The organism is Arsenicibacter sp. R0_47 (assembly GCF_057652235.1).
The window spans coordinates 1-22,084 of the sequence record NZ_JBYFCJ010000035.1; the positions used below are offsets into that span (position 1 = coordinate 1).

A 22,084-nucleotide genomic window follows, 5' to 3' on the forward strand; every position below is an offset into this window, starting at 1 on the left:
GTTTTAGGTCTGCTTAGTTGCTGCATGATCTTGCGAAGTTAAGCAAGTTCACTGTGCCGATAAATTAGACCATCTCAAGCTTTCAAATTATTTAGGATTGTATTGGCTTTACAATGGTAAAGAGGTGACCTACAGTATAATTTATTATCTAAACCAGCTCCGTTTAGCATGGTTCCAATATTCAATGAATGATAGCCATCCTGTCACTCTTAACCTGGTTAACCGTATCATATCAACCACCGGTAAATTTGAAAACCACCGTATTAGTGCATCAGATGTGACAGAAGGTATTCAAACGGCCTTAATCCTGCGGGATGAAAAAGCGCTGGCCTATCTGGCAAATATACCTGTTTCATTTACGGAACAAAGCAGTCAGGATGACCTGATTCTTGAGATTATGATGACTTTTTATCAGATGCTGGCGAAGGGTAAAGGCAACTCCGACGAGGCACAGGCTACTTTCCAGGCTATTTCAGAGCAACTGGACTGGGAAACGTATAAGCGGTATATCAAGGTTGAAGGGTTTAATCAACTATGGGTATGGGAACGAATTTTTACAGCACGAAAAGAGTATGTAGAAGCGGTCACATTGCCGGTAATTACTATTTACTATCAGATATTTGAAGCCAGTCAAACCGGCTTTGAGGATGCCGTAAGGTTAGCCCTCCATCAATGGAAGACATAATATACCCGTATCCGCATTGATGAAAATCAGGAGGAAGAAGATCGTACGCTTTGGGGGCAAGGATTTCTTTCGTTGCCAATTACGGCGGCTTGCGCATTTGGTTATGAACGAGGATTAACGCTGAGCTCTCTGGAGTCTGATTATATTCCTCAATGGCTTATTGAAGGTGATTTCAACGGTGTAGATTTACTAGTAAAGTAAGTAAAATAAGCGTTCCTCCCGCTCGTCGGGATTTAAAATCCCGACGCCCATAATCGCGGATGTATACATCCGCAGTCAGTAACATCCGGATTTACAAATCCGGATGAGCGGGAACCACCAATATACAAAAGCCCCGCTCGCAGATGCGGGCGGGGCTTATATGAGAAAGCTCAGCTCGTCGGGATTTCCGAATCCCGACGTACATAATCGCGGATGTATACATCCGCAGTCAGCAGCATCCGGATTTACAAATCCGGATGAGCGGCCTTACAGCTGCTCCAGAATCCGCTCCATCGAAACGGCATGGCCGATTTTGGCCTTCAGCTCGCTGATGTGTACGCGTTCCTGCTCGGTTGTGTCGCGGTGACGGATCGTAACCGTGTCGTCTTCCAGCGTCTGGTAATCCACGGCAATACAGTACGGGGTTCCGATCAGATCCTGACGCGTATACCGCTTACCGATGGCGTCGCGCTCTTCCATGATCACGCGGAACTCGCTCCGCAGCGACTTCACGATCTGCTCGGCTTTTTCCGGCAAACCATCCTTACGTACCAGCGGGAACACGGCCGCCTTGATCGGTGCCAGGGCCGGATGCAGTTTCAGGTATGTCCGCTCTTTCTGAGTTTCGCCTTCGCCAACGGTTTCTTTCGTAAACGCATTGCAGAACGTAGCCAGGAACAGACGGTCGGCCCCTACCGATGTTTCCACCACATACGGAATGTAGTTCCCGTATGGCTTACCCGTTTCAGGGTTAATGTCGTTGTCGAAATACTGCTGCTTTTTCTTGCTCAGCTCCTGATGGCTTTTCAGGTCAAAGTCGGTCCGGGAGTGGATACCTTCCATCTCGCGGAAGCCAAACGGGAATTCATATTCAATATCCACGGCCGCGTTAGCATAGTGCGCCAGCTTTTCGTGGATGTGGAACTTCAGCTTTGCGGCCGGCAGACCAATGGCCTTGTGGAACGCCAGACGCGTATCGCGCCATTTTTCGTACCACTCCATTTCAGTGCCGGGGCGTACGAAATACTGCATTTCCATCTGCTCAAACTCCCGCATCCGGAACGTAAACTGACGGGCAACGATCTCGTTCCGGAACGCCTTACCGATCTGGGCAATGCCAAACGGGACCTTCATCCGGCCGGTTTTCTGCACGTTCAGGAAGTTCACGAAAATACCCTGAGCCGTCTCCGGACGCAGATAAATCAGGCTGGCATCTTCGGCCACCGAACCCACCTGCGTGGAGAACATCAGGTTAAACTGGCGCACTTCCGTCCAGTTCGATGTACCGGAGATCGGGCAGACAATGCCTTCGGCAATGATCAGGTCACGAAGACCTTCCATGTCTTCGGCGCCTTGCAAGCGGCCCAGCTCATTGCGTAATGCCTGGCCACGGGCTTCGTCACCGGCTTTCTCGTATTGTTCGGCTTTGCCCTCAAGGAGCTGGTCAGCGCGGTAGCGTTTTTTCGAGTCCTTGTTATCAATCATCGGATCGTTGAACGAGTCAACGTGGCCCGACGCTTTCCACGTCAGCGGGTGCATGAAAATCGACGCATCGATACCCACTACCTCATCGTGCAGCTGGGTCATGGCCTTCCACCAGGCCGTTTTCAGGTTATTTTTCAGTTCAACGCCGTTCTGACCATAGTCGTAAACCGCCTGTAAACCATCATAAATTTCCGAAGAAGGGAACACAAAACCGTATTCTTTCGCGTGCGCGATGATGTCCTGCAACGAGGTTGCCGGTGTCGCTGCTGCCTGCGTCTCTTTGTTATCTGACATGAGGGACTTTCTTTCCGCTGGTTATTGTCAATACATTTCACCGGGCCGAAACCCGAATTGAGCCGCAAAGATAACCGTTGCATTGATAAAGACAGAAATTGCCTGAGTTTCGGTATCTATTTTTCTGTAGCCGGTAATTGTGTGTCATTTATCTTCCAGGAAGTTTTGAACTTCCTGGAAGATAAATGACACACAATTACAACTTCGCCACCATCCGGTCGAATACCTCGCGCTGGGCTTTCATGGACGCGATTTTGTCGGCGGGGTTCGTGTGGCATTCGAGCAGCACCCAGCCATCGTACTTCATGTTGGCCAGATTGGTCAGCAGGGCGGCGTAGGGATAATCCGTGCGGTCAAGCTCACGGACGTGGCAGGTATCACCGAACCGGTCTTTTACCAGATTGAAATTATACTCGAATCCCTGTCCGTTCAGGTCCTGCGGGTTGCAGTTCCAGCAGATAACGGCGTTTTTGTTCGGAGCCGCATCCATGATCTGTTTCGTGGCCGGTAGTTCCTGCGTGGCTTCGCCGTGCACTTCCAGCCGGATTTTCTGCCCGAAATCAGCTGCGTAAATCGCCAGCTCGTTTAACGCTTTTCCGATCTGTTCGAGCGTCTGTTCGGCCGGCACTTCCTTGTGCAACGCGTTCGGCTTCACCTTCACACCGGTTCCGCCCACATCGGCACTCAACCGGATAAACTCCTTTGTACGCTCAATCGATGCCTTTACGCGGTCAGGTTCGATGAAATCATACTGCTGATTGGTACCCAGACCGACCAGTTTCACGGGGCTATCGGCAAACCGCCTCCTGACCTCCTGCCGGGCGGCAGCGCTTAGCTCAGGCATCACCTTGTGAGCATGTTCTACCCGCAATTCAACGCCGAGGATATTGGTGTCCGTACAGTTTTTGATAATCGTCGGCACGTCCCAGTCCTTTCCCCACAGGTAGGTTACGAGTCCGAGTTTCATCTTTGTTTTTTTCCACGATGAAGCATGCGCAACGCTGCTACCAGCGAGGATAGATCCGCCCGCCAGCAGGGAAAGTTCTTTCAGGAATGTTTTTCGGTTAATGGTAGACATACGTAGTCTGGATAAGGGGTTGGAGGAGTTAATACGTTGTACTCCAACAAAGAACCTCCGGCCGGTTTGCTACTGCGACCCTTATCCCTTTATGGCATGATCGGCCTTGACATCCTGCCCCGACCAGATTTTTTTCGCCGTCCAGTCTTCGGCCGGTGCGGTCCAGAAGGGGTCGTCGGCACCGAGGCCGAGCGGCAGGAAGGCTTCGGTGCATAAATACAGGCTTCCGGTCGAGATATAGCCTTCGCCAATCGACGGCTGATGCCCGCACAAGCCGATCTGGAGCCAGCCTTTGGCGTCGAAGGTGCCCGGTGCGTCCATCGTCCGGCGGATTACGGCCGACAGGGCGGCCTTCACCTGTCCGGCGGTTAATTCGGCGGGCAGCTGTTTCTGGTAAGCCATTTGCGCCAGGAGCTGAAACGCGCCGCACCGGTAGGCCAGCGACCGGCCATAGGCCGCAAACGACCCGTCGGGCGCAATCATCCGCTCCTGAATCATGGCGTAGCGTTGTGCTCGTTCCCGCAAAGTTGCCAGCAGGTTCTTGTCGCCTTTTTTCGCATCAACCAGCGTCTGCACCACATCCAGCAGCATCGGCTGAATCACGTAACTGTTGTAATAATCCCAGTGAAAGTCAGGGCCATCACCATAGGCGCCGTCGCCTTTGTACCAGTTCTGGTGTTGCCGGATGGCATAATCCATCCGCATTTCGTCGCACTCGCCCGTAAATTTCAGGAGCGCCGCTTCGACCATCGCGCTGAACAGCAGCCAGTTGTTATAACCCGGCTTAATCACGCGGCTTGCTTTCAGGGCCGCGATCAGGCGGGTTTGGGTTTCTTTATCGAGTTGTTTCCAGAGTTGATCGGGAGCCCGCAGCAGCCCGTGCGCCAGAAAAGCCGCATCCACCAGCGGCTGCCCGCCCTGTGTAAAGTTCAGGAAATCCGGCGACTGCGGATTCACGCCGTTGGCAATGGCCCTGCGCGCCAGATCGCCGTATTTCTGCTGCTGTGCCTTTTCCGCGCCGGTTGCCGGGGCATCGAGCCACGGGGCCAGTCCGGCCAGTGTGCGGCCCAGTGCTTCCAGATGCGAAACACGCCGGCGACCTTCCTCCTGCCCCGGTGCCGATTCGACCGGCATCGTCGCTTTTAACTGGCCTTTTGCCAGGGCATTCAGCACCGGATCGGCCACTTTCAGGAGGGTTTGCAGCCAGTAGGCGCGGTCTGTTTCGGCCAGAATAGCCGGCGCGGTATTCGTGGCAGCGAAACTATGTGTCGTGGTAAATCCGGCCAGCGGAAGCGCCGAAAAAAGGCGGGTAAAATAGCGTCGGTTCATCGGAAACGTTGTCAGATTTTACTTAACAAAGCGGTTCCGGGCCGGAATTCTACTTTTTGAGTCCGTTTAGCCCGTTCCTTGACGGCCATCCGCTCGCCGGCCACGGAAAATCAACACATCTTCCTTTAAAATTCTATTTTTCAATATCTTTACCTTACCTAAGCCGATTGGTATGAAGCCTTCGCTCCTCTTACTCTGTCTGATCTTTTTCCGTTTTCTTACACCGGATGTTCTGGCCCAGTCCGGCACACCGACCACCGTGCTGACGGGTAAAGTCGTTGATGAAGCGACGGGTAATCCGCTGCCTTTTGCCAACGTCTTTATCAATAACACCACACGCGGTACGTCAACCGATGAAAACGGAAACTACCGGCTGCCTAACGTACCGATCGGCACCATCGAAATTGTCGCTTCATTTGTCGGTTACTCAACCATCCGGCAGTACCTGCGGCTGGATGACCGGCCGGCCTACTCAGTGCAGATCAAGCTGAAAGCCGACGCCAGCCAGCTGACGGGGGTTACCGTATCCGCAAAACGCAGCAAGTTCTGGGAGCGCCGCTTCCGTCTCTTCCGTGAAGCACTCCTCGGCGACTCGCCGTTTCAGAGTCAGTGCGTTATCGTCAATTCCGGCGTTGTGCAGTTGTCAGAGGAAGACGGTCACCTCAAAGCCAGTGTCACCGAACCATTGATCATTGAAAACAAAGCCCTCGGCTACCGGATCACCTACGACCTGTCGTATTTCGATCTGTATCAGATGGCTACGTTTTATGCCGGGACCGCCCGCTTCGAAGAGCTGAAAGCAGCCAATCCGGATCAGACCGAACGCTGGCAGCGGCACCGCAAACAGGCGTATGACGGATCGACCCGACACCTGCTGGCCAGTATGATTGCCGGCACCACCGAACGGGAAGGCTTTATGGTATACGAAAGCAGTATCAACGTACCGTCGATGGCGTCAACCCGTGTTCTGCTTAACGACAATCAGTTCCGTTCGAAACCAGTTAAGTCCGACACGCTGTTCAAGCCCGGTGAATTATCGTTCGAGCGGATTATGACAACCAACAAACCGCTCGAAATCTTCTACGCACATCGTTTTTCGAAAACATCGCCGTACCGTGATATGCCCTACGCCTATTCGCTGATGATGCTGCCGAAAGGAACTTGCCAGGTAAACGTTGACGGTACCATTACGCAGGCGCAAGGCATGGAAATCCGTGGTTATCTCGGCAACGACCGGCTGGCCAATATGCTGCCTGCCGACTGGTACCCACCGGTCAAAGGTGCCTCACTGGCGGCGCAGGTACCCAGTGCCGGAACCATTATGAAGGCCGATAAACGCCTTGATTCCCTCACCCGTGCCTGGGAACAGCAGCATACCCGGCAAACACCCGCCGTTTTCCTGCACACCGATAAGGCCCTCTATGCCACCGGTGACCGGCTCTGGTTCAGCGCCTTCTACCTCCATGCCTCCAGCCTGCAACTGATTCCGAACACGTTTTCAGACCTGGACCCATCCATTCATGTGGCCCTTATCGGCCCCGACGGAAAAATCGTCCGCCACGAATGGGTTGCCTTGCACGATGGCCGTGGCAACGGGGACTTTTTCCTGCCGGATACCCTGCGGACAGGGCTCTATCACCTCTATGCCTACACCGAAAGCCAGCGGGTTGACTCATTGCCTGCTTTTCAGCGTACTCTGTCGGTTTATAATTTCTTTCCGGCAGCACAGGCCTCTACCCCACCGGCAGCGCCCGTTAATCCGGCTATACAAACAGGAGCCCCGGTTGCATTGGCTGGTCGCCCGACGATTGATGTACAATTTTTGCCGGAAGGCGGACGATGGGTTACCGGCCTGACCAGCCGGCTGGCTATCCGCGCGGTGGACCGGCATGGCAAAGGCATTGCCCTCCGCGGACGGGTACAGCCAACGCAGGGAGGAGAACCCGTCCGGTTTGAAACGGGCGCGAATGGCATGGGGTTGATTGCGGTAACTCCCGCAGACAACCAGACATTTGTGGCGCACTGGCAAACCGAAAGCGACTCGGGTATCGTTATGCTCCGGCAACCCGATCCCGCAGGACTAACCCTGAAAGCTGACGTCACCACCGACAGCAGCCGGCTGGCCATTTATATCCGCGGCTCAGCGGCCTATGCTAAACAGGTTATTTACCTGACTATTCAAAGCCGTGGCCAGTTGCTGCAGCAGAATAAAATCCAGCTGGAAGACGGCAAGGCCAATCTGGATTTGCTCGTGGCCAAACTGCCGCCCGGCTTGTGCCAGATCACGCTGTTTGATGCGCATGCACGGCCGTGGGCCGAACGGCTGGTATTTATTCCGGAACATTTGCCCCCCGTGCAGCTCAGTATGCAGATGGATCAGACCCGCTACCAGCCACGGCAGCAGGTGCAGCTTACCATGACCCTTACCGATGGCGGCGGGTTTCCGCTGAATGCCAACCTGTCGGCCACTATTACGGATGCCGATCAGTTACCCCCTGACACCCTGTCGACCGATATTTACAGTCATCTGCTGCTTACCGGCGAACTCCGGCGCCCGATGGCTGGCCTGGCGTCGGCACTACGCAGTAATGCCCATGCAGACAAGGTAGTACTCGATCAGGCCCTTATGACAGCTGGCTGGCGACGCGTCAACTGGCAACAGACGCAGTCCGCCGCCACGGAAGACGCCGACACGCTGGGAGGCATTGTCATCAGCGGCCGCGTCATAGACAAAAAAGGGAAACCGGTGCCTAATGCCGAAATCATGTTTACCTCACGTACATCGGGCCGGCCCTTCAACCGGTCAGCCGGCGCTGATAATCAGGGTCGTTTCCGGCTGGGCGGCCTCATGATTACGGATACGCTGACGTTGATGGCACAAGTGTTTGACTATAAACTACAAGCCATCAATGCCACCATTTTGTTCGACAAACCAACGGCATCAATGCCGGTAGATCCGAAAGCGCGCTTTGTGAACGACAGTACACTGGTCGATTGGGTAGCGCTGGCGTCAGCCTTACGGGCTGCAAGGGCCCGGCAGGAAGCAACACCGCAGTTTTACCGCCAGCGAAACGCCAAACTCTTGACCGAAGTGACAGTCCGGGCCGAAAAGCCAAGGGATGTGGAAAGACCGCGCACCACTTCATTGGGGACGCCGGATTATAGCCTCGTCATTGATGAACGGCTATCACAGTATGCCAACGTCTATGAGATGATGATGGGGCGCGTGCCGGGCGTGCAGGTATCACGGGTCTCGCAATCCACCAACGGATACAGCGTTGTCATCCGCGGGGTTGGCACACTCACGGGCAGTGTCCAGCCACTGTATATTGTTGACGGGGTTTATCTGACGGAAAACGAAGAAGGGAGTATCCTGCTCACCCTTGACCCCAATTCCATTGAGCGTATCGACATCATCAAAAATGCCGGTGCAGCAGCCTACGGAGCACGCGGGGCTAACGGCGTCATTATTATTTACACAAAAAAGACAACGGTGAAAGCAAAAACTTCCTCACCCGATGCCGTGGCAACCGAACTGACGGTTATCGGATTTCCGACCGTCCGTGAGTTTTATATACCGGCGTTTGAGGCTATGCCTGACGGCACCAAACCGATTGACCGCAGGGATGTGATTTACTGGAAACCCGTTTTACAAACCGACGCACAGGGACAGGTAAAACTGAATTTCCCGATTTCGGATGTTGTCCGGTACCTGCGGGTATCCGTGCAGGGTGTTACCAATTATGGCCGTCCGGTCAGCGTTGAGCAACTTATCCGGGTGCAGTAAGCTGACAAATCTGCCCGTTTCAGGGCTGCATTCATTTGCCCGGACACGCTCCGTTCGCTATATTCACACGTTCTAGAAGTGAATATTGACGTTTGTGTAATGAAATCAGCTCCTTTACCGGCCAACGAATCCGATCGGCTCAAGGCTCTTGCCTCCTATAATATACTCGATACGCTCCCGGAAGACGTTTTTGATGACGTTGTTCGCCTTGCCTCTGAAATATGCCGTACTCCCATTTCAAGTATCGCGTTTATAGACAAGGACAGGCAATGGTTTAAGGCCAAAAAACGGCTGGCAGATACTGAAACGCCGCGTGATCACGCGTTTTGCGCCCATGCCATCGTTGAGCCCGATAACCTGATGATTGTTCCTGACGCACGGCTTGACGAACGCTTTGCCGACAATCCCTTAACCACTGGCACGCCCTATGTAATCTTTTATGCGGGCGTTCCGCTCGTTGATGAGGATGGCTTTGCGCTGGGTACACTTTGTGTGATCGACAACCGGCCAAGGACACTAACGGACAATCAGCTGCTTTCACTGAAAGCGCTGGCAAAGCTCGCGAATACACACCTCACACTGCGTCGTACCCGGCTGGAACTCGCCGAACACCAGCGTCAGATTGAAACCGTAAAAGAACGGAAAGCCCGTTTCCGGACGTTCATTGCTGATACGCTCGAACCAAACATTCTGTCCATTCAGGCCAACACACAGCGCATGGTCAAACTCGTGACCCGTGAAGACCAGTTATCGCCACTGAACAACATTAAGGAAGCCTGCGAGCAGATTAAAAAAGGGGCCGGCCTGCTACCCTAACCCATCAGCAGTGATTCGCCGCCGTCGATCCAGATCGGTGTGCCGGTGATATGGCTGGCGCGGTCCGAGGCCAGAAACAGCGCCAGTTCAGCTACCTGTTCGCTCGTGCCTGGTTCTCCGTCGGTTAGCGGAATGTTGCCTTCCGGAAACTCAACCGGCTCTTTCTCCGCTTCGATACCCCGTTTTTCGGTGCTTTCGTCGATTTCGGTGGTGATGGCTCCGGGGCAGATGACATTGACCCGGATTTTGTACTTAGCCAGTTCCAGGGCCGCCATTTTTGTAAAGGCCACCTGAGCGGCTTTGGTACTTGAGTAGGCCGTGGCGCCCGTATTGCTGAAGATGCGGGTGCCGTTGACCGAGGCGGTGATGATGATTGACCCGCCTACTTTTTTGAGCAGCGGTATGGCGTACTTGACCGTCAGGAAGGTGCCCGTCAGGTTAATCTGAATTGTTTTTTCCCATTCATCGGGCTCCAGTTCTTCGAGCGGCGCCCAGACGCCGTTGACGCCGGCATTCGCAAAGACAATATCGAGCTGTCCCCAGGCATCTTCGATATCAGCGACCGCCCGCTGCATGTCATCTGGTTTGGCAATATCGGCCAGAATCATGCGGGCAACTCCGCCCCCCTTTTCGATTTCGCCGACCGTTTTGGCCAGCTCGTCTTCTGTCCGGCCGAGTGCGGCCACTTTGGCACCCTCCTGTGCGAAGCGCAGCGCCGCTGCCTTCCCGATTCCTGAACCTGCGCCGGTTACCAGTGCCACCTTGCCGACCAGATCGCCTCGTCCCATTGTATGTATCATACACCTGTAACCCGGAACGAGGTGCCTTGCTGCAAAAAGTTATTTTCTGCCCACGAAATATCATTCCGTGTTACAAACAAAAAAGCCCCGATTGCTCAGGGCTTTTGTAGTTGAATGCTGTATGATTATACCATGTTATGGTACACGTTCTGCACATCGTCGTCGTCTTCGAGCTTATCAATAAGCTTCTCTACGTCGGCCATTTGTTCTTCGCTCAGCTCTTTGGTTATCGTCGGAATACGCTCAAATTCAGCGCGTTTCAGCTCATACCCTTTTCCTTCAAGGTATTTCTGAATGCCGCCGAATGCCGTAAAGCCGCCGTAGATGACGATTTCATTCGCTTCTTCGTCAAACTCAAACTCTTCAGCGCCGAAGTCAATCAGTTCCAGTTCAAGCTCGTCCGCATCAACGCCATCAGCCGAAATCTGGAATACGCTTTTCCGGTTAAACAAAAAGTCATTCATCCCGGAAGTACCCAGCGTTCCGCCAACTTTATTGAAGTAGCTGCGCACATTGGCAACTGTCCGGTTCTGGTTATCGGTAGCGGTTTCAATCACAAAGGCAATGCCGTGAGGGCCGGTGCCTTCGTAGGTAAGCTCCTTGTAATCCTCCTGCTCTTTCGACGATGCTTTTTTAATCGCCCGCTCCACGTTTTCTTTCGGCATGTTTGCCGCTTTGGCGTTCTGGATTACCGCCCGCAAACGACCGTTGGTGTCAGGGTCCGGTCCGCCGCTTTTTACCGCGATAACGATATCTTTACCAATACGGGTGAAGGTTTTTGCCATCTGCCCCCACCGCTTCATTTTCCGTGCTTTACGGTATTCAAATGCTCTTCCCATTTTGTAAAATGAAAAAATTATAAGTCAATTGATGATACGCAAACCTGGACGCGACGAGTTTTTACTCACCGGCCACAGTCGCAGCTTCATTCAGTACAGATAAATTTACTTGTCCGCGCAGGATGTCGTCAAACGTTTCGCGCTGACGAACCAGATACGGCTTGCCGTCGTAGACCAATACCTCGGCCGGACGGGGCCGCGAGTTGTAGTTTGATGCCATGGAGAACCCGTAAGCGCCCGCATTTTTAAACGCCAGCACATCGTTGGTCCGTACTTCCGGCAGATCCCGATCAGTAGCAAACGTGTCGGTTTCGCAGATATAGCCAACCACGTTGTAGCGATGGTGGTCTCCCGCCGGATTCGATACGTTTACGATATCGTGCCATGCGTCGTACATCATCGGCCGGATCAGGTGGTTCAACCCTGAATCGACCTGAACAAAAGTCCGGTTCGGGTTTTGTTTCACCACGTTTACGTTCACGAGCAGATGCCCTGATTCACTCACGAGGAATTTGCCAGGCTCGAAGCAAAGCTCCAGCTCACGGCCGTATCCGGCGCAGAACGCCTGAAATGCCGCCGAGACCTTGGCGCCCAGATCGGCCACATCGGTAAAGTGATCGCCCTCCTTGTAAGCCACCTTAAACCCGCTGCCGAAATCCAGAAACTGGAGGTCCGGAAAATCCGACGCCAGTTCAAACAGCACATCAGCGCCTTTCAGGAATGCATCGGCATTTTTGAAATCAGAGCCCGTATGGATATGCAGCCCGATTACCGACATGCCATACTGCATCACGACGGCCTGAATATCCGCCCGCTGCAACACCGAAATACCAAATTTAGAATCAACGTGGCCGGTCTGAATTTTTACGTTACCGCCTTCCGTGATGTGCGGGTTAATCCGGAGACCAACCGCAACCGAACCGCCGTATACCTCACCGATCTGCTGTAGCAGCGGGATGCTGTCGACGTTCAGCTTCAGCCCCATCCCGATCGCTTCCTGAATTTCGGCGAAGGCGTTGCCGCTGGGGGTAAACATGATCTGCGCCGGTTCGAAACCCGCCAGTAAGGCCAGCCGCGCCTCGTTAACCGACACCACTTCAATGTCGGTCCCCTGCATACGCATCAGCTTCAGAATCGACAGGTTGGTCAGCGCTTTGGCTGCGTACTTTATCTTTAGGTTAACGCCGGTAAAGGACGACCGGAGTACACCGATTTTTTCAATAATTTTGTCGGCGTCGTACACGTACAATGGCAGGCCAAACTCTTCGGCAATTTCCAGTACATCAACGCCCTGAATGGTATAACGGTTTTGTGCTAACTGCATCGACTTGCGGTGTCTTTTCAAAAAGAAGTGCAAATATAATCGTTAAATATTCCTTTTGCTTTGACGGACCGGAAATGCTGACCTGTACATCAACAAATTTGCCGGTTCACTACACTGATGTGACGAACCGGCCGCTAAATCAATTTTTATGAAACAAACGATTCTCCTCTTCCTGTGCCAGCTGCTGCTGGTGGCGGCTCATGCTCAATCCCCGCTGCAATCGGGTCCGATGGTCGGTTATTCCGAGATGCGCGAGGTCATGCTCTGGGCGCAAACCAAAGAACCTGCCCGTGTGCAGATCCGGTACTGGGACCAGGCCGCCCCGAAACAAACCTTCCTGACCGACGAAGTGCAGACCGCCAAACAAACGGCGTTTACCGCCCATTTGCTGGCCGATCAGGTGCAGCCCGGCAAAAAATACGACTACGAAGTGCTGATCAACGGCAAGAAAGTGGCGCTCAACTACCCGACCTCGTTCCAGACACAGACGCTCTGGCAGTGGCGTACCGATCCGCCGGCGTTTCAGTTTGCTGTCGGCAGCTGCGCGTACGTGAACGAGCCGGACGTTGACCGCCCCGGCACGCCCTACGGCGGCAATTACGAAATCTTTACCAGCATTGCCGCCAAAAAACCGGATTTCATGCTCTGGACCGGCGACAACACCTACCTCCGCGAGGTTGACTGGAATACCCGTTCGGGTGTGTTAAAACGGTATACCCACACGCGCTCCCTGCCCGAAATGCAGCCGCTGCTGGGTTCAACGCATAACTACGCCATGTGGGACGACCATGATTTCGGGCCTAACGACTCCGACCGTGCCTACTGGTTTAAGCCGATCACCCTCGAAGCATTTAAGCTGTTCTGGGCCAATCCGAACTATATTTTTAACGAAGGCTGCACCGGGACCTTTTTCTGGAACGACTGCCAGTTTTTCCTGCTCGATGACCGGACCTACCGCACCCCGAATGACCTGAAAACCATGGAGCGCACCATGCTTGGCCAGAAGCAGTTCGACTGGCTGATTGATGCACTGAGCAGCAGCCAGGCACCGTTTAAGTTTGTGATCATCGGCGGGCAGGTTATTAACCCGATGGCGGTCTATGAAACCTACGCTACGTTTGGCGATGAGCGCAACCGGCTGATCAACGCCATTACCGATGCGAAGATTCCGGGTGTTATCTTTATCACGGGCGACCGTCACCACTCGATTGTACACAAACTAGACCGGCCGGGCACCTATCCGCTCTACGATTTCACCATTTCGCCGCTCACGTCAGGGCCGGCCAAACCACTGGCCGAAGAGTTGAAACAGCCGACCGTAATCAACGGAACGCTGGTGACCGAACGCAACTTTGCCATGATGAGCGTCACCGGCCCCATGAAAGACAGAACGCTGAAAGTCACCGTCTACGATAGTAACGGCAAAGAAAAATGGGTGCAGGAGATTAAAGCCAGTCAATTGAAATAGCTTTTTTTCGTTGTATCTGTACTGTTTCCTGACAACCTTACAGAAATTTACCAAGCATCGAGCCGTATGCAACAACTGAAAACTACTACGTTCCTTTCCTTTGTTTTTCTGTTTCTGCTTACTTCATGCAGTCTGTTCCGGTCTAAACCGGAGCCGGTCGTTTACCGGAACCCCGCCCCGAAACCCGGCAGCCGCCCCGGTGCGGTGAAACCGGCGGGTAAGGTTGTCGATGCATCTACCTACCAGCGGCAGTATGCAAAAGACGTTGTGAGTATTGCCCGCACCTATACCGGGACTCCCTACCGGTCGGGTGGTACGTCTACGTCAGGCATCGACTGTTCGGGGCTGCTCTTCGCCGCCTTTACCACAGTCGGGTTGCAGATGCCGCGCATTTCGTGGCAGCAGTCGGAGATTGGTTACGAAGTAGAAGTTGACAAAGTGCGCCCCGGCGACCTGCTCTTTTTTGTGCCGGACAAGGGGAAAGCGGGCTATATTTCCCATACCGGCATTGTCACGGAAGTGCGCGGCCGGAGCGATATCCGGTTTATTCACGCTTCCTCATCGCGGGGGGTGCGTGAAGACAACCTGTTCACCGATTATTTTAAAGGCCGGTTTGTGAAGGCAGTCCGGCCTTTCTGAGCCTCAGTACCTGCCAGCTTATGCCTGGCGGGCACTGAGCCACTTTTTCACCCACTGTAACGTTTCCCGATACGTATGATGCGGCGGGGTAAACCGCAGGGAAGGTGTTTCGCTGTCCATATCCGCCATTACCGCATCCATAGACACCCATTTCAGGTCGGCAACTTCATCCGGCTGCATCTGCAACGCCTCAAGTGGCACATCCACCCGCCAGACAAACACGCCGGCATGTTCACGGTCAATCAGCTGGCAGGCCGGATCAATAGCGACCACATCCATAACGCCCAGGTAAACCAGTTCGCCGTCGGCAGGTTTGATCCCGATTTCCTCCTCCAGTTCCCGGCAGGCCGCCGATTCGTAGCTTTCGCCCGGATCGAGGTGACCGCCCAGACAAACGTCCCAGAAGTTGGGCAGGTATTTTTTGTCCGGGTGCCGGAGGCTCAGCAAAATATCGTTTTGTGGGTTAATGACCACGATTTCCGACGTACGGTGCCAGTCACCGTCGGTATGCACAGCGGCTTTTTCTTTGGTAATGCCAAGCGGCTGATTGGCTTCATCGAATACTTCCAGGAGAACCATAGGCAAAAAAAAATGCCACCTTCCGATGGCAATTGTGTGCTGATGTGTTACTGACCCACGGCAGCCGACTGTATCAACTCCTCCCAAAACTCGCGGTTCCGGTGTTTGAGTTTCATTTCCAGGCTTTGGGCTTCTTTACGTGTTTCAAAACTTTTCGAGAATTTCAGCACCCAGGGCTTCCCGTCGGCCGTAGCCGGAACTGCTTTTGCATTATGCTGCCAAAGCGCGATTTGCAGATCACGAGCCAGACCAATATGATAATTGTCAAGCGACTCGCTGTAAATGATATAGACAGTATGCATGTATCTGACACACGAGAAGTTTCAACCCTTACTCGCTAATTACGTACTTGTAGTTTGCTAAAATACGACTTATCGGGATTTTTTTACAGCAAGATAAACAAAAAAGCCGCTAATCGTAGCGGCTTTTTATTGACTGTATTTGTGGAGATAGTCGGACTTTTTACCGCTGTACTCCACCACTTGCAACGCGGGGCTTATCTTATCCCCTAAAAAACAGCTACTTACCTTTCTGTTTTCCAACGGTTTCATTATCGTTTATACCAAGGCCATACCCCTGCCCTGTGTGTATACCGGTTGTGTTGCACTCGGAAAAAAACGTTTCGTCAACTCTAAAAAATCTGCTTGAAGCTTTATATAAGCGGCTTGTTGATCCATAAACTTCTGCTGAAGCTCTATGTATAATTCCATAGGAACCATAGAACCGTTATCTCTGTCACTCTCAATGTCGGGTTGCTTTATGGGTGAGTCATAGAACTCATCAACATCAAACTTCAATATTTTAGCATACTTATTGAGTACAAGTCTAGATATTTTTTTGGATCGTAATTGCTTGTCTACCGAGTTTCGATGGACCCCTAGTTTTTCAGCTATTCCCCTGATAGAAAAGCCTTTGTCTCTAATGATTGTTTCAAGTTTCTCCCCGTGATTCTCCATACCCAATGAATCAAGTAAAATAAGTTTGACAAAAAGTTTGACAAAAAGGATTGTTTTTGGTTATCATTGTGCGTTCGATATAACGAAAATAAAACACGACACATCGAAAACAGCGTACAAGACCATTTATTTATTATGAAAACAAAAGCGACTCCACAAAAAAGCTCCCTTGGCACTGCTTACGAAACTGCTCAGAAACAACAGAAAATGCGATTTAGCGCGGAATTGCTTGAAGCGCAATTCGCTGATGGTGTAAACTATCTGAAACGATTTCAGCAAACATGGCAATACAAATCAAATACCGGTGAAACGCCATATAAAATTGTAATAGCGGCCATAAAACACTTAGGCTTCAACCCTAACCCTTAACCTTTCTGTCACACCGGCAGCACCGCTATGATTTGTATAAAAGAGATTGATTTAATCACGACTACAACTATTAAGCACATTTTTAGGCAATGAGCAAGGCAGGGGATAAAGTGCCAAAATTCGTACTGATTCGGGATTACTTATCGAGTAGGTACGATTTCAGATTCAACACCGTAGCGGTGGATCTGGAGTATAAGGCCAAGGCAGCTACTGACTATAAACCGTTAGACCCTGCTGTACTTGAATGCGAGCTATTTGAGCAGGGATTCACAGGTTTTGAAAAGCAACTTACCGCGATGCTTAAAAACCCTGATTTTGTCGAGCGTTACAACCCGATCACACATTACTTTGAATCGCTGTCGGCATGGGACGAACAAACAGACTTTATAAACCTGCTGGCTTCTTACGTAAGAACTACCGACGATGGATTTTGGCAAGCACAATTTAAAAAGATGCTTGTACGTATGATTGCACAGGTATACGGCACCATATCTTTTAATAAGCAATGCCTAACGTTGTTTTCGAATCAGAACGATGGGAAAACATACTTCTGGGAGTTTTTGGTACATAGCACACCACTTTGGGACTACTACAAAAAGAATCCTGACATCATCGGCAAAGAATCTAAACGGGCCTTAGCGGAGAATTTTCTACTGAACCTTGATGAACTGTCTGCACTAACAAAACAAGACGTTAACCAGGTCAAAGCCACGTTCTCTGAGTCACAAATTAAAGTTCGTTTACCATACGACAAAAAAGACTCGCTGATGCTCAGAAAAGCGTCATTTGTTGGCTCCACCAATAAGCGTGAATTTCTTGTCGATGAAACCGGAAATGTCAGATGGGTAGTATTTGAAGTACTTCACATAAACCACAACAACGGGGAGCCGGGGGGCTACGTAGATGTTGATATTAACAAAGTTTGGGCGCAAGCCTTTTTCTTGTTTCAGAATAATTATCCCGTTCAGCTCAGCAAAGAAGAACTTGCACATTCTGAACAGAATAATGAGAAATACGGCCAAAGGACTGTTGAATATCAAATGCTACTTCAACACTTCATACCATGCGAAAAAAGCGATGGTGGCGAGTTTTACCAGCCTTACCAATTAGCGCAAATACTCACCATAGAGTCTGGGAACACTATTCGCATTAGCTCAGAACAAGTCGGACGGGCATTAACCAAAATGAAGGTCGAACGAAAGTCGCACAGAATAGGACAAAGTGTAGCTTACGGTTATTGGTTAAGACGATTACTTCTGAATCAGGAAAACCAACCAGCAACCCCAATTTTAGTGCCATTTTAAAAAATACTCTTTCTGATATTTTTACTTACAACACTTACAACATTCAACAAAACATACTATATATCAGTGATTTACATGTTGTAAGTATTTCTTTTTTCTCTTACAACAACATACAACAAATTACAACATTTAAGGGTGTAGGTTTGAAAGTGTTGTAGGTTGTTTTTATGTGATAGTAGTTGGTAAGAGGGAGCAAATCAGTCTGTTGTAGTCAAATGTTGTAAGTAGTAAGTGTTGTACGATGTTTTTTGAAAACTTTTAAAAAGATCTTTTCTTGAACCGTCGCTTTTTCTTTAGCGGCTAAAATAAAATTGTATTATGCCGCTAAAGAAAAAGCACAAAACCAAAAATTAAATGATTGATCAAACTATAATAGAGCAGGTTAAACAAGTGCCTATAACCTCTTATTTACTGTCAAAAAACTTCTTTCCCGCAGCCAAGCAGGACGGCAAGAATCAGTATTCGTATTGCTCTCCAATTACGAACGAAAGCACCGCTTCGTTTTTCGTCAACGAAAAAGAAAATGTATTCAATGACTATTCTTCAGGTGAGAAAGGCGATATAATCAGGTTGGCAATGATACTTGAACGTATCAATTTTCCCACGGCCATTAAGCGATTGCAATCCTTTATGGGTTCTGCATTGGTTAATTTTGACACCGCCAAACCGGCTGGCGCCACAATTAACGATACTTACGACACAACTGTGATAACGTTCATTCGAACACTTCAACACCCTGCATTATTGAACTATGCCGAACTAACCCGTAAAATTCCGTTCTCGTTTATCTCTCCTTATTGCCGGCAAATCCACTTTCAACGGGCCGATAAGAAAACCGGCATGTCAAAGAATTACTTCGGCATTGGATTCCGAACTGATGCCGGTAGCTGGGCGGTACGATCTGAAAATTATAAGTCTTGGGTAGGTCAAGCCACCATTAGCACCTTACCGATTGAAGGCTCTACATGTATCAATCTTTTTGAAGGATTCTTTTCCTTCCTGTCGGCTTGTGTATGGTTTAAGACAACCAAAATGCACAATACTACCATTGTCTTAAACTCAGTTTCACATCTTAACCATGCTCTACCGGCGCTTAAAAACGCTCACACTGTATTTTCCTTTCTGGATAATGACAGCGCCGGACGTAAAGCTTTGGACCGACTACGAAAAGAGGGCGTTAATGTCATTGATAGGTCAAAGCTTTATGCTCCGCACAAAGACTTTAACGAGTTCTTACAAACCCTATAACAATATACGCTATAGCTTTCTAATGGCTTTTAAAGGGCTTTAAACAGGCTTTTCTATTTTTTCACTCAGGCTTTTACAAGGCTTTAATCAACTATCACAATGCAAAAGACAATCATTATCGGGAACGTCGGAAGTCCGGCTATTGCCCGTCAATCAGAAAACCGTATGTTCCTTGCCTTCACTATTGCCGTAAATGATCGGTATACAGACCGGAACGGACAACAGCAGGAAAACACTACCTGGTACAACTGTACCTATCCGGTTAAAACGGATGCACTCGCACAGTACATTACAAAAGGCTCTCAGCTATATCTAGAGGGATTATTAAAGCCAAAACTCTATACGAACCGAGACGGTGGGCAAAGTATTGATTTGGCCCTTTATGTAAATGAGTTAAAGCTATTAGCTGTAAAGGAAGATTGACACATACTTTCAGAAACGATAAACCCCGGCCTACACAGACCGGGGTTTATTATTTATAACCATCCACAAAACTAAATCTCCATGACCTTCACATTCAAAGGCTGTCCTATATGCTCAATAATCCGTAAGGCTGTTTTAGGTGGGAATATTTGTTTGCCAGGCTTCCATCCTATTTCTCCCCTTATATCTTCAATCCATGCTTCAAACGTTGACATTCTTACCCCTCCATACATTACAAGAAAGTCCTTTTTGGTAAAACTGCCTTGGGTCCGAACTAGATAATTTTGGCTCATACCTACGTTTTTATGCGTTAACACTCAAATATAAACACATAGATACGCAAACCAAAAAGCACCCTAAAAAGCACACCATATTTGTATCAAACTTAATTGCAAAAGCAGAATGGCCGATACAAACGCAACATATACAGGTACTGGCGATTTCACAGACCCTGATATAGTAATTGCCCGTATTCCCGGCGGCTTTTGGCCCTGGTCGCCTAAAAAGTCGATTTACTTACCGGATGAAATACGGACGGCCATACGTCAGACAAACCAACAGGCAATTGATACAGTAAATGCGGTTAAAGTAGCTTACACCGGCAGCACGGAGGACGAACGGGCAAAATGGTTATCTGACCGAATTGCCGCTATTAATGAACGCCTTTTATTTATCAAGGCACGTACAGATGCATTACTTGATAATTTAAAAAGCTCAGGACAAAGCGGCTACGATGTTGCTTTACGTTTAATGACCTCCGTGCTATCGGCTGTCCCTCTGGTTGGTTCATTTGCCAGTTATGCAGTTGGTAAAGAACAAGCCGCCGAAGCTGTAGAAACAGCCAAAACACAGCAACTAATCCAATCTTATGCTCAGGATGTCAAGATGTTAGTTGCCCTAAGAGACACCTTCACAGGTGAACTAAAAAAAGTACAGACATCAGTTACAACAACTACGACTAGTAATGCCCCAACCGTCTCAAACACAACGCTTTTAATAGGTGGCGCTGGTTTATTGGCAGCATCATTAATCTATGCAAAAAAGCGCTCTAAGCAGCGTAAATGAAATAAAACCCCGCCCGACCGGCCCGGCACTAAGGGTAATATAAACCCGATAGACCGGGCCAACCCAAAGAATTATGAAAAAAGGCTTTATCATACTCGCAATTGTGCTGATAATCAGCCTGTACATACTTAACAAGGTTAGTACGGCAAGGCAGTTAGAGTTTTCTGTTGGAGTACCTAAGAACGTAAGTTTACGGGGCGGCTCGCTTACGTTTGACCTGCCATTAACTGCCCGTAATGTGGTCAGTGGTTCAGTAAGGGTAAAATCTGCTGACTTCGATGTAATGAGCGCCGGAAAGTTCTTAGGTAAGGCCATATTATCCGACGCAATTACAATTGCTCCTAATGGCCAAACCATTTTACCTGTTCGTGTAACAATTGCCTATTACGACCTTATTACGGCCGCTGGGAGCATTTTTAATGCCCTTAAGAGTGGTAAAGTAGGGCTTACCATTGACGGGTTAGTCTATGCAGAAGGGTTTCAGGTTCCTGTTTCTCAATCGTTCGACTTCACTTTACCCCAATTCTAACAATGGCTTTTTTTGACCCTTACTCGCTCTGGGATTCTTCTGTTACCCCTCCTACTAATGCCGAAATACTGGATTACCTTGATGAAATCGGTTATTTCGATGAAGCGGATACATTGACAGATACCCGTATGACGGCTGATGTAACAGCGGCTAAACAACAGGCAACAACAACCGGTAATACAAAGCTGGCCAATACCCTTGATTTCATTTTGAAATATGGTGATAAGGCACTTGCTATTCTTGTACGCAACGGTGTTTTGAAAAACCAAAATCTGTTGCTGGCAGGATATACCAACGTCACGGATACGACCGGACGTTATGCAGCAGATAAAGACACTGCAACAACTACAACCAGTAACGCACCGGACACGACTAATCGGGTGTTTAACATCGACTTCACAGACCCTAAAGTACTGATTATCACATTCTTGATATTACTGATTCTGGGGTATTTCCTATTTCTAAACCCTTCTAAAAATGCCAAACGTTAGAGTTGCCCAAATCGGGCAAACAGGTCTCAACCGTCCAATTTTCGAGGTTGTCCATGAAACCCGGCGGTATGTGATGACAGGAGACGAAACCGGCCGGGTACGGTTACGAACCCGGCAGTTTCTGAAAAGCATTGGTGTCTTTTCGTCTGTTGCAAACAAGTTTTCTGATGAACCAACACCAGCCTTCGCTACTGAATTAAAGTTCGCGTCTGACCAATCTACCACATTGGACGACCGCTTTAACGTGCAGTCGTTGGGTAGTGGCTTAAAATTCGTCAGTGACTTTACACCGGATAAAGGTTGGACCAATCTTAACCCTGTTTTCTCCCGGACAATTTAATTTTTCAATCATTCTTTAACCTTTTCCTTTTTCAC

The 22,084-nt window shown here is 50.0% G+C and carries 22 protein-coding genes; 13 read left to right on the forward strand and 9 right to left on the reverse strand.

What is annotated here, in order from left to right:
• Window positions 1-184 precede the first annotated feature (184 nt).
• The gene (locus tag AC23NW_RS31405; RefSeq protein WP_487454524.1) at window positions 185-685 is read left to right on the forward strand and encodes a hypothetical protein; all 501 of its coding nucleotides are present in this window, start codon (window positions 185-187) and stop codon (window positions 683-685) included.
• A gap of 468 nt (window positions 686-1,153) precedes the next feature.
• Here AC23NW_RS31405 and AC23NW_RS31410 read toward each other — a convergent pair whose 3' ends face one another.
• From AC23NW_RS31410 to AC23NW_RS31420, 3 genes are all read right to left on the reverse strand, one after another.
• The gene (locus AC23NW_RS31410; protein ID WP_487454526.1) at window positions 1,154-2,665 is read right to left on the reverse strand and encodes a glycine--tRNA ligase; all 1,512 of its coding nucleotides are present in this window, start codon (window positions 2,663-2,665) and stop codon (window positions 1,154-1,156) included.
• A gap of 196 nt (window positions 2,666-2,861) precedes the next feature.
• On the reverse strand, window positions 2,862-3,743 hold the full coding sequence (locus AC23NW_RS31415; protein ID WP_487454528.1) for a sugar phosphate isomerase/epimerase family protein: 882 nt from the start codon (window positions 3,741-3,743) through the stop codon (window positions 2,862-2,864).
• An 81-nt stretch (window positions 3,744-3,824) separates the two neighbouring features.
• The gene (locus AC23NW_RS31420; protein ID WP_487454529.1) at window positions 3,825-5,072 is read right to left on the reverse strand and encodes a DUF2264 domain-containing protein; all 1,248 of its coding nucleotides are present in this window, start codon (window positions 5,070-5,072) and stop codon (window positions 3,825-3,827) included.
• Between the two features lie 172 nt (window positions 5,073-5,244).
• Here AC23NW_RS31420 and AC23NW_RS31425 point away from each other — a divergent pair, with 172 nt between their 5' ends.
• Together AC23NW_RS31425 and AC23NW_RS31430 are read left to right on the forward strand one after the other, a co-directional pair.
• A complete protein-coding gene (locus AC23NW_RS31425; RefSeq protein ID WP_487454530.1) occupies window positions 5,245-8,859 on the forward strand; it encodes a carboxypeptidase regulatory-like domain-containing protein in 3,615 nt (1,204 codons plus the stop codon).
• A gap of 99 nt (window positions 8,860-8,958) precedes the next feature.
• A complete protein-coding gene (locus AC23NW_RS31430; protein WP_487454532.1) occupies window positions 8,959-9,675 on the forward strand; it encodes a GAF domain-containing protein in 717 nt (238 codons plus the stop codon).
• Here the strand turns inward: AC23NW_RS31430 and AC23NW_RS31435 are convergent.
• From AC23NW_RS31435 to lysA, 3 genes are all read right to left on the reverse strand, one after another.
• Window positions 9,672-10,475 (reverse strand): SDR family oxidoreductase, encoded by an 804-nt coding sequence (locus AC23NW_RS31435; protein WP_487454533.1) that lies wholly within the window; start codon window positions 10,473-10,475, stop codon window positions 9,672-9,674. The two genes, AC23NW_RS31430 and AC23NW_RS31435, sit on opposite strands and share 4 nt — an antisense overlap.
• Before the next feature lie 125 nt (window positions 10,476-10,600).
• The gene (locus tag AC23NW_RS31440; RefSeq protein WP_293841767.1) at window positions 10,601-11,314 is read right to left on the reverse strand and encodes a YebC/PmpR family DNA-binding transcriptional regulator; all 714 of its coding nucleotides are present in this window, start codon (window positions 11,312-11,314) and stop codon (window positions 10,601-10,603) included.
• A 61-nt stretch (window positions 11,315-11,375) separates the two neighbouring features.
• On the reverse strand, window positions 11,376-12,638 hold the full coding sequence (gene lysA, locus AC23NW_RS31445; protein ID WP_487454535.1) for a diaminopimelate decarboxylase: 1,263 nt from the start codon (window positions 12,636-12,638) through the stop codon (window positions 11,376-11,378).
• A 148-nt stretch (window positions 12,639-12,786) separates the two neighbouring features.
• Between lysA and AC23NW_RS31450 the strand changes: the two genes are divergently transcribed.
• Both AC23NW_RS31450 and AC23NW_RS31455 read left to right on the forward strand, forming a co-directional pair.
• The gene (locus AC23NW_RS31450; RefSeq protein WP_487454537.1) at window positions 12,787-14,106 is read left to right on the forward strand and encodes an alkaline phosphatase D family protein; all 1,320 of its coding nucleotides are present in this window, start codon (window positions 12,787-12,789) and stop codon (window positions 14,104-14,106) included.
• A gap of 66 nt (window positions 14,107-14,172) precedes the next feature.
• Window positions 14,173-14,745: a C40 family peptidase gene (locus AC23NW_RS31455; protein WP_293841773.1), complete on the forward strand. Its 573-nt coding sequence runs from the start codon at window positions 14,173-14,175 to the stop codon at window positions 14,743-14,745.
• 18 nt (window positions 14,746-14,763) lie between these two features.
• On the opposite strand, the gene AC23NW_RS31460 is transcribed toward AC23NW_RS31455, so the two are convergent.
• The 3 genes from AC23NW_RS31460 to AC23NW_RS31470 form a co-directional block, all read right to left on the reverse strand.
• Window positions 14,764-15,324 carry an NUDIX hydrolase gene (locus AC23NW_RS31460; protein WP_487454539.1) on the reverse strand — a complete coding sequence of 187 codons (561 nt, stop codon included), beginning with the start codon at window positions 15,322-15,324 and terminating at the stop codon, window positions 14,764-14,766.
• Between the two features lie 47 nt (window positions 15,325-15,371).
• Window positions 15,372-15,626 (reverse strand): GIY-YIG nuclease family protein, encoded by a 255-nt coding sequence (locus AC23NW_RS31465; protein ID WP_293841779.1) that lies wholly within the window; start codon window positions 15,624-15,626, stop codon window positions 15,372-15,374.
• Between the two features lie 255 nt (window positions 15,627-15,881).
• Complete coding sequence (locus AC23NW_RS31470) at window positions 15,882-16,280, reverse strand: hypothetical protein (RefSeq protein ID WP_487454541.1); 399 nt, start codon at window positions 16,278-16,280, stop codon at window positions 15,882-15,884.
• Between the two features lie 135 nt (window positions 16,281-16,415).
• Between AC23NW_RS31470 and AC23NW_RS31475 the strand changes: the two genes are divergently transcribed.
• From AC23NW_RS31475 to AC23NW_RS31510, 8 genes are all read left to right on the forward strand, one after another.
• Window positions 16,416-16,649: a hypothetical protein gene (locus AC23NW_RS31475; protein ID WP_487454542.1), complete on the forward strand. Its 234-nt coding sequence runs from the start codon at window positions 16,416-16,418 to the stop codon at window positions 16,647-16,649.
• Between the two features lie 89 nt (window positions 16,650-16,738).
• Window positions 16,739-17,953, forward strand: a complete 1,215-nt coding sequence (locus AC23NW_RS31480; protein WP_487454543.1) for a VapE domain-containing protein — start codon at window positions 16,739-16,741, stop codon at window positions 17,951-17,953.
• Between the two features lie 354 nt (window positions 17,954-18,307).
• Window positions 18,308-19,201 carry a CHC2 zinc finger domain-containing protein gene (locus AC23NW_RS31485; RefSeq protein ID WP_487454545.1) on the forward strand — a complete coding sequence of 298 codons (894 nt, stop codon included), beginning with the start codon at window positions 18,308-18,310 and terminating at the stop codon, window positions 19,199-19,201.
• Between the two features lie 99 nt (window positions 19,202-19,300).
• The gene (locus AC23NW_RS31490; protein ID WP_487454547.1) at window positions 19,301-19,624 is read left to right on the forward strand and encodes a single-stranded DNA-binding protein; all 324 of its coding nucleotides are present in this window, start codon (window positions 19,301-19,303) and stop codon (window positions 19,622-19,624) included.
• A 402-nt stretch (window positions 19,625-20,026) separates the two neighbouring features.
• A complete protein-coding gene (locus tag AC23NW_RS31495; RefSeq protein WP_487454549.1) occupies window positions 20,027-20,689 on the forward strand; it encodes a hypothetical protein in 663 nt (220 codons plus the stop codon).
• A gap of 73 nt (window positions 20,690-20,762) precedes the next feature.
• Window positions 20,763-21,218 carry an LEA type 2 family protein gene (locus AC23NW_RS31500; RefSeq protein WP_487454551.1) on the forward strand — a complete coding sequence of 152 codons (456 nt, stop codon included), beginning with the start codon at window positions 20,763-20,765 and terminating at the stop codon, window positions 21,216-21,218.
• 2 nt (window positions 21,219-21,220) lie between these two features.
• Window positions 21,221-21,709 carry a hypothetical protein gene (locus AC23NW_RS31505; protein WP_487454553.1) on the forward strand — a complete coding sequence of 163 codons (489 nt, stop codon included), beginning with the start codon at window positions 21,221-21,223 and terminating at the stop codon, window positions 21,707-21,709.
• Window positions 21,696-22,049, forward strand: a complete 354-nt coding sequence (locus AC23NW_RS31510; RefSeq protein ID WP_487454555.1) for a hypothetical protein — start codon at window positions 21,696-21,698, stop codon at window positions 22,047-22,049. The genes AC23NW_RS31505 and AC23NW_RS31510 overlap by 14 nt, the downstream gene beginning before the upstream one ends.
• The last annotated feature ends 35 nt before the right edge of the window (window positions 22,050-22,084 follow it).